16 protein-coding genes are annotated in these 15,822 nt (G+C 69.8%); 12 read left to right on the plus strand and 4 right to left on the minus strand.

Annotation, left to right across the window (positions count from 1 at the left end; genetic code table 11):
- The first annotated feature begins 149 nt into the window (after positions 1-149).
- The 8 genes from AC5Y43_RS08295 to AC5Y43_RS08330 are packed head-to-tail and all read left to right on the plus strand — an operon-like array spanning position 150 to position 8,668.
- The gene (locus AC5Y43_RS08295) at positions 150-1,013 is read left to right on the plus strand and encodes a mycofactocin-coupled SDR family oxidoreductase (RefSeq protein WP_499971286.1); all 864 of its coding nucleotides are present in this window, start codon (positions 150-152) and stop codon (positions 1,011-1,013) included.
- A complete protein-coding gene (locus tag AC5Y43_RS08300; protein WP_499971554.1) occupies positions 1,010-1,984 on the plus strand; it encodes a thiamine pyrophosphate-dependent dehydrogenase E1 component subunit alpha in 975 nt (324 codons plus the stop codon). The genes AC5Y43_RS08295 and AC5Y43_RS08300 overlap by 4 nt, the downstream gene beginning before the upstream one ends.
- Before the next feature lie 4 nt (positions 1,985-1,988).
- Complete coding sequence (locus tag AC5Y43_RS08305) at positions 1,989-2,987, plus strand: alpha-ketoacid dehydrogenase subunit beta (protein WP_499971289.1); 999 nt, start codon at positions 1,989-1,991, stop codon at positions 2,985-2,987.
- Entirely contained in the window at positions 2,980-3,216 is a 237-nt protein-coding gene (locus AC5Y43_RS08310; protein WP_499971291.1) for a lipoyl domain-containing protein, read from the plus strand. Before AC5Y43_RS08305 ends, AC5Y43_RS08310 begins: the two co-directional genes overlap by 8 nt.
- 18 nt (positions 3,217-3,234) lie before the next feature.
- A complete protein-coding gene (locus tag AC5Y43_RS08315) occupies positions 3,235-4,107 on the plus strand; it encodes an enoyl-CoA hydratase-related protein (RefSeq protein WP_499971293.1) in 873 nt (290 codons plus the stop codon).
- An 8-nt stretch (positions 4,108-4,115) separates the two neighbouring features.
- Positions 4,116-5,657, plus strand: coding sequence for an acyl-CoA synthetase (locus tag AC5Y43_RS08320; protein ID WP_499971296.1), 1,542 nt, complete (start codon positions 4,116-4,118; stop codon positions 5,655-5,657).
- A 12-nt stretch (positions 5,658-5,669) separates the two neighbouring features.
- Positions 5,670-7,001: an aromatic ring-hydroxylating oxygenase subunit alpha gene (locus AC5Y43_RS08325; protein WP_499971298.1), complete on the plus strand. Its 1,332-nt coding sequence runs from the start codon at positions 5,670-5,672 to the stop codon at positions 6,999-7,001.
- On the plus strand, positions 6,998-8,668 hold the full coding sequence (locus AC5Y43_RS08330; protein WP_499971302.1) for an FAD-binding protein: 1,671 nt from the start codon (positions 6,998-7,000) through the stop codon (positions 8,666-8,668). The genes AC5Y43_RS08325 and AC5Y43_RS08330 overlap by 4 nt, the downstream gene beginning before the upstream one ends.
- Here the strand turns inward: AC5Y43_RS08330 and AC5Y43_RS08335 are convergent, their stop codons facing one another.
- Positions 8,669-9,505 carry an enoyl-CoA hydratase-related protein gene (locus AC5Y43_RS08335; RefSeq protein ID WP_499971304.1) on the minus strand — a complete coding sequence of 279 codons (837 nt, stop codon included), beginning with the start codon at positions 9,503-9,505 and terminating at the stop codon, positions 8,669-8,671.
- A gap of 109 nt (positions 9,506-9,614) precedes the next feature.
- Entirely contained in the window at positions 9,615-10,160 is a 546-nt protein-coding gene (locus tag AC5Y43_RS08340) for a class I SAM-dependent methyltransferase (protein WP_499971306.1), read from the minus strand.
- 68 nt (positions 10,161-10,228) lie between these two features.
- Between AC5Y43_RS08340 and AC5Y43_RS08345 the strand changes: the two genes are divergently transcribed.
- Together AC5Y43_RS08345 and AC5Y43_RS08350 are read left to right on the plus strand one after the other, a co-directional pair.
- On the plus strand, positions 10,229-10,681 hold the full coding sequence (locus tag AC5Y43_RS08345; RefSeq protein WP_499971308.1) for a hypothetical protein: 453 nt from the start codon (positions 10,229-10,231) through the stop codon (positions 10,679-10,681).
- Positions 10,678-11,616: a zinc-binding dehydrogenase gene (locus tag AC5Y43_RS08350; RefSeq protein WP_499971310.1), complete on the plus strand. Its 939-nt coding sequence runs from the start codon at positions 10,678-10,680 to the stop codon at positions 11,614-11,616. The genes AC5Y43_RS08345 and AC5Y43_RS08350 overlap by 4 nt, the downstream gene beginning before the upstream one ends.
- A gap of 7 nt (positions 11,617-11,623) precedes the next feature.
- Here AC5Y43_RS08350 and AC5Y43_RS08355 read toward each other — a convergent pair whose 3' ends face one another.
- Positions 11,624-12,496, minus strand: a complete 873-nt coding sequence (locus AC5Y43_RS08355; RefSeq protein WP_499971312.1) for an SDR family NAD(P)-dependent oxidoreductase — start codon at positions 12,494-12,496, stop codon at positions 11,624-11,626.
- 526 nt (positions 12,497-13,022) lie between these two features.
- On the opposite strand from AC5Y43_RS08355, the gene AC5Y43_RS08360 reads away from it, so the two are divergent.
- Positions 13,023-13,832 carry a SigB/SigF/SigG family RNA polymerase sigma factor gene (locus AC5Y43_RS08360; protein WP_499971314.1) on the plus strand — a complete coding sequence of 270 codons (810 nt, stop codon included), beginning with the start codon at positions 13,023-13,025 and terminating at the stop codon, positions 13,830-13,832.
- 146 nt (positions 13,833-13,978) lie between these two features.
- Positions 13,979-14,584 carry a hypothetical protein gene (locus AC5Y43_RS08365; protein WP_499971556.1) on the plus strand — a complete coding sequence of 202 codons (606 nt, stop codon included), beginning with the start codon at positions 13,979-13,981 and terminating at the stop codon, positions 14,582-14,584.
- Here the strand turns inward: AC5Y43_RS08365 and AC5Y43_RS08370 are convergent.
- On the minus strand, positions 14,581-15,693 hold the full coding sequence (locus AC5Y43_RS08370) for a sulfite oxidase (protein WP_499971316.1): 1,113 nt from the start codon (positions 15,691-15,693) through the stop codon (positions 14,581-14,583). The two genes, AC5Y43_RS08365 and AC5Y43_RS08370, sit on opposite strands and share 4 nt — an antisense overlap.
- Positions 15,694-15,822: the final 129 nt, after the last annotated feature.

Here is a 15,822-nt window from a genome sequence, read left to right on the forward strand (position 1 = left end):
AGCTACTCTAAGGGACATTGATAGCCCATGCGATGGAGCCGACCCTTGGTCCGATCCCGATCCGCGGTGCAGTCGATGCGCGTCGGTAGCGAATCGCCTTGGGCCCCAACGCGGGTCGTTCAGGTAGACACCGGGGCAAAGGACGCGCGATGGGCAGGGTAGCCGGCAAGGTAGCCGTGATCAGCGGGGCCGCGCGCGGCCAGGGACGTTCGCACGCGCGGCTGTTGGCCGCCGAGGGCGCCGACATCATCGCGGTGGACATCTGCTCCGACATCGAGACCAACGAGTACCCGCTCGCCCGCCCCGAGGACCTCGACGAGACGGCGCGCCTGGTCGAGAAGGAGGGACAGCGCGCGTACACGGCGATCGCCGACGTCCGCGACCGGGTCGCCCTGTCGGCCGCCGTCGACCGGGGGGTGGCCGAGTTCGGCGGCCTCGACATCGTGGTCGCCAACGCCGGGATCTGCCCACTCACCGCGGGCCTGCCGCCGCAGGCGTTCGCCGACGCCGTCGACGTCGACCTGGTCGGCGTGCTCAACCTGGTGCATGCGAGCCTCAAGCACCTGGGCGCCGGCGCGTCGATCATCGTGATCGGCTCGAACGCGGCGTTCATGTCGTCGATGAACACCGCCGGCATAGATGGCGGGCCGGGCGGTGCGGGCTACGCGTTCGCCAAACTCGCTGCCGCGCATTACGTCAACGACTTCGCCCTGGCGCTGGCGAAGTTCTCCATCCGGATGAACGCGGTGCATCCGACCAACGTCAACACCGACATGTTGCACAGCGCGCCGATGTACCGCGCGTTCCGGCCCGACCTGAAGGAGCCGTCCCGCGCGGACGCCGAACCCGTCTTCCCGGTCGTGCAGGCGATGCCCATCCCCTACGTCGAACCCGAGGACATCAGCGAGGCCGTGCTGTTCTTGGCGTCCGACGCGGCCCGCTACATCACCGGCCAGCAGCTGCGGGTGGACGGCGGCGGCTTCCTCAAGGTCAAGCCGTGGTCGGGCGCATGACCGACGCGGTGCAGCGTCGCCTCTACGAGCTGATGGTCCTGATGAAGGCCGCCGACGACCGGCTTTCCAAGGGCATCGGCACCGGCGAGTTCATGTGCGTGTACTGGCCGTCGCGCGGCCAGGAGGCCATCGCCGCCGCGATGGGGGTGGCGCTGCGCCCCGACGACCAATTGGTGACGACCTACCGCGGGCTGCACGACCTGATCGGCAAGGGCGTCCCGCTCGAGGAGATCTACGGCGAGATGATGGGGCGCACCGTCGGCGCCGCCCGGGGCAAGGGCGGCACCATGCACATCGCCAACCCGGACAAGGGCGTCATGCTGTCCACCGGCATCGTCGGCGCCGGTCCGCCGGTGGCCGTCGGGCTGGCGATGGCCGCCAAACGCAAAGGCCTGGACCGCGTTACGGTGGTCAGCTTCGGCGACGGCGCTACCAACACCGGCTCGTTCCACGAGGCGGCCAACATGGCGGCGCTGTGGGACCTGCCGCTGGTGTTCGTCTGCCAGAACAACCTGTTCGCCGAGATGACGCCGACCGCGGACACGATGAAGCTCGAGCACGTCGCCGATCGGGCGGCCGGCTACGGCATGCCGGGCCTGCGCGTGGACGGAAACGACCCGCTGGCAGTCACATCCGCGCTCGAGGAGGCGCTGGACCGCGCCCGCGGCGGCGGCGGGCCCACGTTTCTCGAATGCGTGACCTTCCGCTTCCGCGGCCACTACTTCGGCGACCGGATGCCCTACATCCCCAAGGATCAGCTGACCGCCGCGCTGGCCGCCGACCCGGTGCCGCGGTTTCGCCGCCGCCTCGCTGACGCCGGCATCTGCGGCGAGGACGAGCTCGCGCGCATCGACGAGGAGGCGACGGCGACGGTGGAGGCCGCGCTGCGCACCGTCATGGCCGCGGATCCGGCGTCGGCCGACGAACTCGACCGCGACGTGTACGCGACCCCGATCCGGTTTCCGGTGTAATCGCATGGCCGAAAGGGAGATGACGATGCGCGAGGCGCTGAACCTCGCGCTCGACCAGGCGCTGGCCGCCGACGACCGGGTGTTCCTGCTGGGCGAGGACATCGCCGACCCGGGCGCCTCGGGGCCGACGGCGGGACTGTCGACGAAGTACGGCCACGACCGGGTCCTGGACACGCCCATCTCCGAGGCCGCGATCGTCGGCGCCGCGATCGGGGCGGCGATCGATGGGATGCTGCCCGTCGCCGAGATCATGATCATGGACTTCATCGGCATCGCCGCCGACCAGCTGATCAACAACGCCGCCAAATTGCGGTTCATGACGGCCGGGCGCACCACGGCGCCGATCACCATCCGCACCCAGGTCTACGCCGGGCTCGCGACCGGGGCCACGCACTCGCAGAGCCTGGAGGCGTGGTTCATGCATATCCCGGGCATGAAGGTGATCGTGCCGTCCACCCCGCGCGACGGCAAAGGCCTGCTGACGGCGGCGATCTTCGACCCCGACCCCTGCCTGTTCGTCGAGACGATCCGGCTGCAGGGCAAGAAGGGGCCGGTCCCCGTCGATCCCGGATTCTCGATTCCGTTGGGCCAGGCCGACATCAAGCGCCCGGGCACCGACGTCACGCTGATCGGCTACGGGCGCAGCGTGCACGACGCGCTCGCGGCCGCGGACACGCTGGCCACCGAGAGCGTCAGCGCCGAGGTCGTCGATCTGCGCACCCTGGTGCCCCTCGACGTCGAGACCATCCTCGAATCAGCCCGGCGCACCAGGCGGGTCGTGGTGGTGCACGACGCCGTGCAATTCGCCGGGCCGGGTGCGGAGATCGCTGCGATCCTGCACGCCGAATTGTTTTCCGAGCTGGCCGCACCCGTCCAGCGGGTGGGCGCCCGGTTCGTCCCCAACCCCGCGGCTGCGGCGCTCGAGGCGCAGGTCTACCCGTCCCCGGCCCGCATCGTCGACGCCGCCCGGCGCACCCTGACAGAAGCGAGAACGCATGGCTGACTTCGTGATTCGCATTCCGCGCGTGTCGGTGGCCGTGTCGGAAGCCGAGCTCACCGGGCTGCTCGTCGACGGCGGCGACCGCGTCGAGGCGGGCACGCCGATCTATGTGATCGCCACCGAGAAGGTGGAACAGGAAATCGAGGCCGGCGCCTCGGGCATCGTGCGGTGGACGGGACAGGTGGGGACCACCTACGACATCGGCGCCGAAATCGGCGTCATCACTTCATAACTCAGAAAGGCGCGCCACATGGACCTCAGCGAGACCCGCGAGCGAATCATCTACGAGAAGGAGGGCCCGATCGCCAGGGTCACGCTGAACTGGCCGGAGAAGGCCAACGCCCAGGACCAGAAGCTCGCCGAGGAGGTCGACGCCGCCCTGCTGGATGCCGACCGCGACTACGACATCAAGGTGCTGATCCTCAAGGCCAACGGCAAGGGCTTCTGCTCCGGGCACGCCATCGGCAACAACGCCGTCGACTACCCGTCCTTCGTCGAGGCCGCCGGCGTCATGGGCACCCCGTGGAAACCGCAGACCGACCTGTTCGTCAAGCCGATCCTGAACCTGTGGGAGTTCTCCAAGCCGACCATCGCGCAGGTGCACGGCTACTGCGTCGGCGGGGGCACCCACTACGGGCTGACCACCGACATCGTCATCGCCGCCGAGGACGCGTACTTCTCCTACCCGCCGCTGCAGGGCTTCGGGATGCCCTCGGGTGAGTGCTCGATCGAGCCGTGGATCTTCATGAACTGGCGGCGTGCGGCCTATTACCTATACCTCGCCGAGGTGATCGACGCGAAGAAGGCGCTCGAGGTCGGCCTGGTCAACGAGGTGGTCCCGCGCGACCAGCTGGACGCGCGCGTGGAGGCCATCGCCCGCCACATCGCCCAGGCGCCGATGACGACGCTGCTGGCCACGAAGGCCAACCTCAAGCGGGCCTGGGAGCTGATGGGGATGCGGGTGCACTGGCAGAGCTCCAACGACCTCGTCGCGCTCGCGTCGATCAGCAAGGACGTGCAGCAGCTGATCCAGACGGTGTTCAAGGACAAGGTGCTGCCGTCCGAGCAGGCCCGGCGCCAGGCGGCGGCCGCCGCCCAGACCGACGGCACCCCGACACCTTAGGCTCGCGGGTGAACATCGCCGACCACGCGATCGCGGCCGCAGAGTCGCCGGCTCTGATCACCGACGGCGGCACGATCCCGTTCGGCGCACTCTACGCCCGCAGCCGGCGGGTGGCCGCCGTGCTGCACGCGGCGGGCCTGCGCCGCGGCGACGGGGTGGCGCTGGTGCTGGGCAACCGGCCGGAGTTCCTCGAAATCACCTGGGGAGCACAACTTTCCGGCCTCTACTACACCGCCGTCAACACCCACTTCCTGCCCGAGGAGGTCAGCTACGTCATCGACGACTCGGACGCCAAGGCCGTGTTCTTGGAAGTTTCAGACGCCTCGATGGCCGGCCTGGCCGCGGACATCCGCCGCGCGAATCCTTCGGTGGTCGCGCACATCGCGGTCGGGGGGTGCCTGGCGGGTTGGCAGCCCTACGAGGAGGCGCTGGCGTCCGCCGGCGAGGCCCCACCGGTGGCGGACGGCTCGGAGATGCTGTATTCGTCCGGGACCACCGGGCGGCCCAAGGCGGTGCGGCGGCCGCTTCCCGTCGACGGCAACGGATCCTGGGCCCAGGCGGTGCTGGAGATGGCGCTGACCCGCAAGTACGGCATGGACCCCTCGAGCGTGTACCTGTCCCCCGCGCCGCTGTACCACGCGGCCGGGGTGAACTACACGATGGCGGTCAACCGCGTTGGGGCCGCGTCGATCCTGATGCGCAAGTTCGACGCCGAGGCCGTGTTGCGGCTGATCGAGACCCACCGGGTCACCCACGCCCAGTTCGTGCCGACGATGTTCGTGCGGATGCTCAAGCTGCCCGAGGCCGTCCGCCGGCGCTACGACGTGTCCAGCCTGCGCTGCGTCATCCACGCGGCGGCGCCCTGCCCGGTGGACGTCAAGCACCGGATGATGGACTGGTTCGGACCGCTCATTCACGAATATTACGGGGGCACCGAGGGTTTCGCGGGCACGACGATCGGCCCCGAGGAGTGGCTGGCCCATCCCGGCTCGGTGGGCCGCCCCATGGCCCCGGTCCACGTGGTGGGCGAGGACGGGCGGGAGCTGCCGGCCGGGCAGTCCGGTGAGCTGTACTTCGAGGGCGGGCCCGCATTCGAGTACTTCAAGGATCCCGTCAAGACCGCGTCGGTCTCCAACGACCGGGGCTGGCGCTCGTTGGGCGACGTGGGTTACGTGGACGCGGACGGGTACCTGTACCTGACCGACCGCTCGACGTTCACGGTCGTCTCCGGCGGGGTCAACATCTACCCCCAGGAGGCGGAGAACCTGCTGGTGATGCATCCCAAGCTGGTCGACGCCGCGGTGTTCGGCGTGCCCAACGACGAGTTCGGCGAGGAGGTCAGGGCCGTCGTGCAACCGGCCGCCGGCGTGGGGCCGGGGCCCGAGCTGGAGGCCGAACTCATCGCGTACTGCCGGGAACACCTGGCCGGCTACAAGTGCCCGCGCACAGTCGAATTCGACCCGGAGCTGCCCCGCGACCCGAACGGAAAGCTTTACAAGCGCCGCATCCGCGAGCGTTACTGGCAGGGACGCACGTCACGGATTGTGTAGAACGAGGTGGCTATGAAAGTCAGGCAAGTGCCGTGGCCGGTGCAAACCCCCGACCGGATCCCCAAGCAGCGCTACTACGACCCCGAGTTCTACGCGCTGGAGAATGAGCTGCTCTGGCCGCGGGTGTGGCAGATGGCCTGCCGGCTCGAGGAGATCCCCAAGCCCGGCGACTACGCCGAATACGAGATCCTCGACGAGTCCGTCATCGTCGTGCGCGTGGACGCCGACACGGTGCGCGCCTACCACAACGCGTGCCGCCATCGCGGGGTAAGGCTGGTGGAGGGCAACGGATCCCGGCGCACCTTCGTCTGCCCGTTCCACGGCTGGTGCTGGGGCCTGGACGGCAGCAACACCTTCGTGCTGCGGCCCGAGGAATTCGACGAGCACAACCTGCGCCCGGAAGACCTGCGGCTGGTCTCGGTCCGCTGCGAACTCTGGGGCGGCTGCGCGTGGATCAACCTCGACGACGATGCCCCGCCGCTGCGGGACTGCTTCGAGCCGTTCGCGTCGATCTACGACGCCTGGAAGGTGGAGTCGTTGCGGGTCGAATGGTGGCAGGCGTGCCGGCTTCCGGTGAACTGGCGGCTGGCGACGGCCGCGTTCATGGAGGGCTACCACGTCCCGCAGACCCACCCGCAGCTGCTGCCGTCGTCGCGGCCCGACACGTCGCGGGCGCCGGGCCTGGCCCAGGCCAACCTGTACTTCATGCGCACGCTCGGCGCGGGCATGGCGGGAATGGTGCACGAGAACGACGTTCGCATCGCCGAGGGCCTGCAGAACATGGAGTTGCCGGCCGACCCGGCCGCGGCGATGGCCGCCTGGCGCGCCGCCCTGAACGACGCCGTCGTCGGATGGCACCGGGCCCGCGGCTGCGACATGCCCGACCTCAATGATTTGGAGCGGCGCGGCATCGTCGACGCCATCAATTTTTGCTTCCCGCACTACTTTCTGCTGCCCCAATACAGCAGCGCGTCGTCCTACCGGATCCGCCCGCTGGGACCGGAGGAGACGCTGTTCGAGATCTGGTCGCTGACCCGCATCCCGCCGGACCAGATCACCGGCAAACCCACCCCGCCGGAGCCCATGGCGCCCGACGACCCGCGTTGGCCCCCGATTCCCGCGCAGGACTTCTCCAACCTGCCCAAGCAGCAAAAGGGATTGCACTCCAAAGGTTTCGAGTACATGCGACTGTCCAGCCGGATCGAGGGCCTGATCTCCAACTTCGAACGCGTCGTCGACGGCTTCCTCGCCGGCCTGCCCTACGAGGTGCTGGTGCCGGCGATCCAGAAGACCAACACCACCATCGACGTGCCGATCGCCGACCTGAATCTGGGGGCGCGATGAGCACGCCGTGGGATCGCTCGGTGGACCTGCTCATCGCGGGCAGCGGCGGCGGCGGCATGGTCGCCGGACTGGCTGCGCTCGACTGCGGGCTCGAGCCGCTGATCTGTGAAAAGCAGGCGCTGGTCGGCGGATCCACGGGCCTGTCGGGCGGCATCGTCTGGCTGCCCAACAACCCGCTGATGCGGGCCGAGGGCGTCGCGGACTCGCATGAGGACGGCCTGGCCTACCTGGCCGACGTGGTCGGCGACATCGGCGCGGCGTCCTCGCCCGCGCGCCGCGAGGCGTTTCTCACCGCCGGCTATGCGATGACGAACTTTTTGATCCGCAAGGGCGTGCGGCTCGTCCGGTGCGAGGGCTGGAGCGACTACTACCCGAACCACAAGGGCGGCAACGCATCCGGGCGCGCCATCGAGGGCGTCCCGTTCGACGCCGCCGAACTGGGCGGCTGGAGCGACAAGGTGCAGCCACCGCTGGCCAAGAACTACGGGTTTGTGCTGTTGACCAACGAATTGCGCTCGGTGCAGTACTACAACCGGTCGCCGCGCGCGTTCGCCGTGGCCACCAAGGTGTTCCTGCGCACCGCCGCCGCAAGGGCCCGCCGCCGCCAGATCCTCACCAACGGCTCGTCGCTGATCGGCCAGATGCTCAAGGCCCTCATCGAGCTGAGCGACGGGCAGCCGCCGCTGTGGACGAACGCGGCGCTGGACGATCTCGTCGTCGAGGACGGCCGCGTCGTCGGCGCCCGCGTCACCCGGGACGGCGCGGCGCTGAATATCCAGGCCCGCAAGGGCGTCCTGCTGGCGGCGGGCGGGTTCGGCCACAACAAGGAGATGCGCCGCCGCTACAGCGGCGCCCAGCCCAACGAGGCGCAGTGGTCGATCGCCAACGCCGGCGACACCGGCGAGGTGCTGCAGGCCGCGATGCGGCTGAGCGCCAAGACCGACCTGCTCGACGAGGCCTGGTGGCTGCCTTCGGTTTTCATCGCCAACGGTGGCGCGGCGGCCGCCTCGCTCGGCTCCGGGCGGCAGCGTCCGGGCGCCATCTACGTCGACTCCAGCGGGCGGCGGTTCTGCAACGAGTCGAACTCCTACGTCGAGGTCGGCAAGGCGATGTACGCCAACAAGGCGGTGCCGTGCTGGATGGTTTTCGACGACGGCTACGTGCGCCGGTACGTGGCCGGCACCAACCCGTTGAAGCGCCACCTGCCGCCCCAGCTCGTCGAGAGCGGCGCCGTCAAGCGCGGCGACTCCATCCCCGACCTCGCCCGCCAGATCGACCTGCCCGCCGACGAACTCGCGAACACCATCGCGCGGTTCAACCAATTCGCCGCCAAAGGGCTGGATCCCGACTTCGGGCGCGGCCAGTCGGCCTACAACGATTGCCTCGGCGATCCCGGCCATCGGCCCAACGCCGCCCTCGGCCCGCTCGACAGCGCGCCCTACTACGCGACCCGGGTGCTGCCCGCGGACGTCGGGACGTGCGGCGGCGTGCTCACCAACGAACACGCCCAGGTTCTCGACGAACAAGACCTGGTGATCGAGGGCCTGTACGCGACCGGCAACACCACCGCGACGGTGATGGGACGCACGTACCCGGGCGCGGGCGCGAGCATCGCCAACTCGATGGTGTTCGGCTACGTCGCCGCCCGCCACGCCGCCGGCAAATAGCTAAGAAGTCTCGTCACGGCCGACGAAATCCCTTGGCTTCATTCCCGATTCCATCAGCTCGGCCCGCCGCGCCTGCACGTCGGAGGCGGCGCCGACCATGTTGGTCAGGATGTGGCTGACCTGGAGGTGGACCCGCATTCCCATCAGCTCCCACGCCCGCTTGACGTTGTTCTTCACCGCCATCAGCGTGGTCAACGGGATCTGGGCAATCTTGTGGGCCATCTCTTCGACGGTGTCTTCCAGGTCGGCGCGCGGCACCACCCGGTTGAGCAGGCCCCAGTCGAGCGCCTGCTGCGCGGACAGGGTCGGCGCCAGCAGCAACCAGTCCATGGTGCGGTGCCAGTTCATCAGCAACCACGGCTCGATCATGGTGTGCCCGCCGGGTTCGCCCAGGCTCTGGGCGAGCGGCATCTGGAAATACGCGTCGTCGGAGGCCACGCAGAAGTCGGTCAGCAGGCCCAGGTAGATCCCCCCGCCCATGCAGTAGCCGTGGATCTGCGAGATCGTCGGCTTGGGGAACTCCCACAGGTACAGCGTGGGCCACAGGAACAGGTCGGCCGTCCCCTTGTACAGCTCCTCGAAGGTGTTGCCGAAGTCCGGGTACGGGTTCTCGTCGGGGCCCCAGCGCGCCACATGGCCGCCGCAGAAGCCGTTGCCGTTGGCCTTGAGGATGACGACCTTGATCTCGCCGTCGCGGTCGGCCTCGTGCAGGCAGTTGTCGACCTCGGTGACCAACACGGCGTCCTTGGTGTTGGCCTTGTCGACCCGGTTCAGGATGATCCGCGCAATCGGCGGCTCGCGTTCGTAGATGACCGCTTCGAGCACGCGCCGCTCCATGCCCGGTGACACTACCGGGTTTCGGGCCTGTGACAGCACGCCGAGACTGCACTCAGATCGCTTTTTCGGGCTCGTCGACGATCTGGACGCGGAGTCGATCGCCACCGATTCACCGCCGCGCGAGCAGCCACGCCCGGCCGCCGCCCTCACCGTCGGCGATCACGTCGAGGTCGGCGAACGCGGCGGTCAGCTCGCCGGGCGCCGCACGGAACGGGCCCGGGGCGGCCCCGACCTCGCTGAGCGCCGCGATCGCCAGCAGGCCGCCCGGCGCCAGGCGCCCGGCGATCGCGCGATCGAGGCGGGGGTCGCGGAATTTGTGGCACAAGATGACGTCGGCGGGCGGCCCGGGCGGCAGGCCCCCGTCGAGGTCGACGGCCTCGAAGCGGCAGCGGTTGTCGACGCCCGCGGCCCGGGCCAGCTCGCGGGCCTGGCCGATCGCGACCGCGGACACGTCGTAGCCCACGACGTCCAGGCCCCGACGGGCCAGCCACACCGCGCCGAGTCCCGGCCCGCAGGCCAGATCGAGCGCCCGGCCCGCCACCGGCACCAGGTAGACATGGCGGGCCAGGACGCCGGGCGGCCCCACCGCGCTCGCCGACGGCGGTCCCTGCCTGGCGTACCGCTCGTCCCAGCGCCGCCGGTCCTGCTCGGCCATCGGCGCCACCTCCTCGCTGCGTTTCTACACTCAACCGGTAGCCGACACGAGAAGGAGCGGAAGTGGGTATGGGACAGATCGCGCTCAACAGCGCGCCCGTGTTCGGCGGTGCATTGCTGGCCCTCGCGGCCGGGCAATTCCGGGCCCCGGACTACCGCGGGACGATCAAAGAAGACATGGACCTCCTGGACCGGTTGCCGCCGGAGGCCACGCAGCGACGCGCCGAGCTGCAACGCACCATCGACGCCCGCATCGACGACCTGATCGGCTCCGTCGACCGCAGCCGCGCGCTGCGCACGGCGGCGCAGTCCTATCGCGGCAATTGGCGCGACGCGGTGCTGCTTTTGTGTGTCCTGCTGTTCACGGTCATCTGGTGGGACGTCAACCACAGCCGCAGCAACTGGCTGCCGATGTTCATCCTGCTGATCCTGCTGTGCGTGGTGGCCGCCGTCTACACGGTCCGCGGCGTGCTGCGCGCCGCCGCTTCCCGTGTGCACCGGCGGTCGGGCGGCGCCCCGTGAAGGCGTGGCAGCTGACCGGCCCCAACGAGCCACTGCGGCGCATCGAGCGCGACGATCCGCGCCCCGGCCCCGGGCAGGCCGTCGTCGACGTGCGCGCCGCCGGGATCTGCCACAGCGATGTCGGCTTCCTCGACGGGACGCTGACGCCGATGCTGGCGACGCTGCCGCTCGTCCTCGGCCACGAACTCGCCGGCGTGATCGCCGAAGTCGGCCCCGGTGTGGTCGACCTGCAGGTCGGCGACCGGGTGGCGGCGTTCGGCGGGCCACGGGCGCCCGGGTGGTCGATCGACGGCGGATTCGCCGACAAGTTCCTCGGTGACGTCGCCGGCCTGGCGAAGCTGCCCGACGAGGTCGACTTCGTGCAGGCCGCCACCGCCACCGATGCGGGCCAGACCGCCTACGGCGCCGTGGTGGGCGCGGGCAAGCTGCGCGCGGGCGAGCGCGTCGGCATCGTCGGGCTCGGCGGGCTCGGCCTCACCGGCGCGCGGATCGCCGTGCTGGCCGGGGCGCAGGTATACGGCGCCGACCCCAAGCGGGAGACCTGGGAGCTGGCCGCACACCGCGGCGTGCTCGAAACCGTAGCGGGCGCAAGCGATCTGGCCACGTTCGGCTGCGATATGATCGTAGATTTCGCGGGATTCGGGACCACCACGGCCGACGCGATCAGCGCCGTGCGCCCGGGCGGGCGGGTCATCCAAGTGGGCCTCGGCCACAACGAGGCCACGATCTCCACCGCCGAGTTGGTGCTCAAGGCCGTCACGCTGCGCGGTGCCCGCGGCGGCCGGCCCGTCGACTTCTTGGCGGTGCTCGACCTGATCGCACGCGGCGACCTGGAGATCCTCGCCAGCACAACGACTTTCGAGGAAATACCGGACGCCGTCGGACGCCTCGAGACCGGCGGCGTGATCGGGCGGATCGTCGCCGTGGTGGAGTGACGCGCGGTCAGCCGATCATCGCGTGCAAATCCTCGACCGTCCAGGGCTCGGCGTCGTGGTGGTCGCGGTATCCCAGCACGCGCGGCGCCGGCCGGTCGTAGCGGCCGACGAATCCACCTGCCGCCACGAAGATTTGACCCGTGACGTCGCGCGACACGTCGCCGACCAGGTAGGCGTAGAGCGGCGCCACGAACGCGGCGGGGGCGGCATCCAGGGAGGCCCGCATCGTCAGCTCGTCGAGCAACCCGCGGCGGTGCAGGTTCTCGATGTGGCTTTCGTACCGGGCCCCGGTGGACAGCCGCGTCCGCGCGCCGGGGCACACCACGTTGGCCCGCACGCCGTGGGCCTTCAGCTCCGCGGCGATCGCCATCGTCAGCCCGTTGACCGCACCCTTGCCCGCGGGGTAGCCGGTGCCGCCGTAGTCGCCCAGGAAGGCCGCGGACCCGGTGTTGACGATCGACCCGTGCCCCTGCGCGGCCATCACGCGGGCGGCGGCGCGGCAGGTGTGAAACGCGGTACCCAGGTGCGCGCCGATCAGGCGGTCGAATTCGTCCGGCGAGATGTTGAGGATCGAGGAGCCGGGTGGTTCGGCGATCCCGGCGCAATTGACCAGGCCGTCGAGCCGCCCGAACTCGCTCACGCATTCCTCGACGAGCGCCCCGGCCACGCGCTCCTCGTCCGCGGCGCCGACGACCGGGACGGCCCGCCCGCCCGAGGCCGTGATCGCCGCGACGGTGTCCGCCACCGCGTCGGCATCGCGCCCGTTGACGACCACGCCCGCCCCCAGCGCACACATCAGTTCGGCGACCGCGCGCCCGATGCCGCGACTGCCGCCGGACACCACCACGCCGCGGCCCTCCAGCGGCTGCGGGCTAGGCATCGGAACCGGCTTTGGAACACCTTGTGCGCGTGACCTTCTGGCTCACCAACATGAGCCGAACAGTACCCGATCCTGAGATATCGCTGAGATCGGTCGGCTACCGGCGCAGCGAAGGGCGGTATCTAGCTGGCCAGCGGCGACGGACCACCGCCTCGGCGACCAGCGAACTTCGGCGCTGCGCTGTGGGGCGGCTGCGAGTTCGCGCCATCGCCGGTCACCGCGATCGCGCGTATAGTCGCTGATGACGTCCGTTGAGGACGCGTCGCCGTTTAGCTCAAAGCGGTCAACCAGCCGCACCGGCTGGGACTCGGAGTGGCTTCGGCGATATCAAGCACAGTCACCCACCCCACCTTTGTGTGCGCGGGTTAGACACGCGTCCGGCGGATACGGGTGCGGCGGAGGCCACTGTGCAACGTAGCTGCGGTGCCGTTGCTGCACATGACCCAGAAAGTGGGCCAATGATGCAAACCTGTTCGCGCGCACATCTTTTCAGAACGTGTTGGAACCGGAAAACCCGATTCGCCCGATGACCGGCGTAGCTACACCATCCCGACCCGCCCGGCCGCCACGCACTCAGACGGACGACTCCTACGACGACGTTGTCGAGATGTTCGTCGCGCTGCACCGGCTGCCGGCCGGATCCTGCGCCTACGCCCGCCAGCGTGACGACATCGTGTCCCGCTGTCTTCCCCTGGCCGACCATGTGGCCAGCCACTTCGCCCGGCGCGGGGAAAGTCTCGAGGACCTTGTCCAGGTCGCCCGTCTGGGGCTGATGAACGCCATCAACCGATTCGATCCCGACAAGGGTCCCAGCTTCATCGGGTTCGCGGTTCCCACCATGATGGGTGAGGTCAGGCGTTACTTCCGCGACTACAGCTGGGGCATGCGAGTGCCGCGCCGGCTGCGCGAGCTGCACGTCCAAATCAGCCGTACCACAAGCGATTTGGCACAGCGGCTGGGGCGCGCGCCGACCGCCGGCGAGCTGGCCCAGGTGCTGGAGGTCCCGCGCGAGGAAATCATCGAATGCCTCGTCGCGGGCGACGCCTACCGGCTGGACTCCCTGGACGCACCGCTGAGCGCCGACGGCTCGGGCAAGCCGCGGCTGGTGGCCGACGCGGTCGGCGGCGCCGATCCGGAGATCGAGCACATCACCAACCGCGAAGCGGTGCGCGTCCTACTGAGCGCGCTCCCCCAGCGCGAGCGGCAGGTGCTCCACATGCGCTTCTTCGAGTCGATGACCCAGAGCCAGATCGCCGAGCGGATCGGCGTCTCGCAGATGCAGGTGTCCCGCATCCTGGCCAACACCCTGCGCGGCCTGCGCGATCAACTGCAGTAGCCGGACCCCCAACCGGACCCTCTGCGGCCAACGGGGAGGTACTGTGCGATTCGGAAAACGAGTCGACGGTGTCGCCCGCAGCGGCCCGGAAGGAGCGCGATGCGATGAGGGTTTCCCGGACATTGAACGCGGGCATGAACGCGGGCATGGTCGCGGGCGTTGCGGCGGCGGGGCTCACGGTGGCCCTGGCCGTGTCGGTGGCGGGTTGCGGCGGCAAGCAGTCGACGACTCCGACGTCGACGTCCAAATCGGGGGCGGCCACCTCGGCGACGAGCACTGCGGCGCCGACGTCGGCGCAGCCCCGCGATTACGCCGGCCTGCTGATCAAGGCGTCGGACATCGACGCGCCGATCCAGTTCACCGGCGGCCCGGTGACGAACAACCCGAACGGGCAACCGGGCGCCGCGATCACATTCAGCACCGACGACAACAGCCACCAGATCAAGGACACCATTCAGGTCCTCGCCGACCCCGCCGCCGCCACGAACGCGCTGAACGCCGCAAAGGGCAACCAGGGCAATGCGGTCAAGAACGCCGAGACGCGTCCGTTCAACGTCGGCACCGGCGGAACGACGCTGTCCGGAAAGTCGCCGGACGGCGCCAAGGGCGTCGAAATCGTGCTGTTCACCCAGGGCCGGGCGTTCGTCACGCTGGAATTCGACGGTCCCGCCGAGTCGCTGCCGCCGGAGGACTTCGTCACGGACGTGGCCCAGAAGCAACTGGACGCCGTCAAGAAGGGACTGGGCGGCTAACGCACGCGCACTGCGACGCCGGCCCACGCGTTGTTGCCATACCCGCGCGGGTTCCACAGGGATGCAGCCGATTCCGGCTGGGTGGCCCCGGTGTCGTCCCAGGCGCGGGCGGTGATCCGCAGCGGCCCCGGCTCGGCGTCGACGGTCAGCGACCATGGGCGCCATGACCATTCGCTGGGCGCGGGGTGCAGCTCGGCCTGCCGCCAGCTGAGCCCGTCGTCGAGGGACACGTCGATGCGCTCAACGCTGCGGCCGCCGCCGGCGATCCCGTAGCCGCGGATCGTCAACGGGCCGCGCGGCACCCGGTCGCCGTCGGTGGGATCCAGGATGTCGCAGTTGATGGCCAACGACGACAGCGGGATGCCCTCGCCCGCGGCGGCGGTGTCGGCGTCGGCGTCCGCGGGCAGGATGCGGTAGTCGTGGGCCTGGAAGTAGTTGGCCGACGGGCCGGACTGCACCGTGATGCCGGTGACCCACTTGACGCTGCGCGCGCCGATGTACCCCGGCACCACCACCCGCACCGGGCCGCCGTGGACGCGCGGCAGGGGCCGGTCGTTCATCTGCCACGCCAGCAGCACCTCCCGGGAGACCGCCTTGCCCAGCGGGATCGAGCCACCGTACGGCTGGGCGGGCCGGGCTTCCTCGGCGACGTCACAGGCCTGGAAGGCGACGTGCAGCCCGGCATCATCGGGGTCGAGATCCGCGCCCGCGGCCGCGAGGACGTCCGCCAGCCGCACGCCCCGCCATTTCGCGGTCGAGATCGCGCCGTGCGCCCACGGCTCCTTTCCCGGTATGGACCGCACCCGCAGCAGCTCGGCCCGCCGATTGCCGGCGCACGCGAGCGTCGCCACCACCTCGTGCTGGTCGAACCCGGTGGTCAGCCGCTCATAGGTCAGGGTGAGCGGCCGCGCGACCAGCCCGTCGACGCTCAGCCGCCACCGCTGCGGCGCGATGTCGGGGAAGTCGCCGTGATTGCGGGCGTAGAACGCGTCGATCGGCGTGATGGCGCCGCCGGCGAGCACCGCGGGCGGCGGTTCGGCGTTGTACGGCAGTTCTGCGCGCACGATCATGTCGTCGCGCTTCTCCCACGTTGCCGTGGCGGGCGTCATAACGCTCATTGTCACCGCTTTCCGTTTGCCTGGCGATGTCGACAATCGTTCCTCCTTTCGCGGGCCGCCACCAGAGGGTAGATTTTGTCAGCTCACAAGTTTTCCTTGTGGTGGTCTGCATGCGGACTG

This window comes from Mycobacterium sp. NGS57, assembly GCF_059812405.1.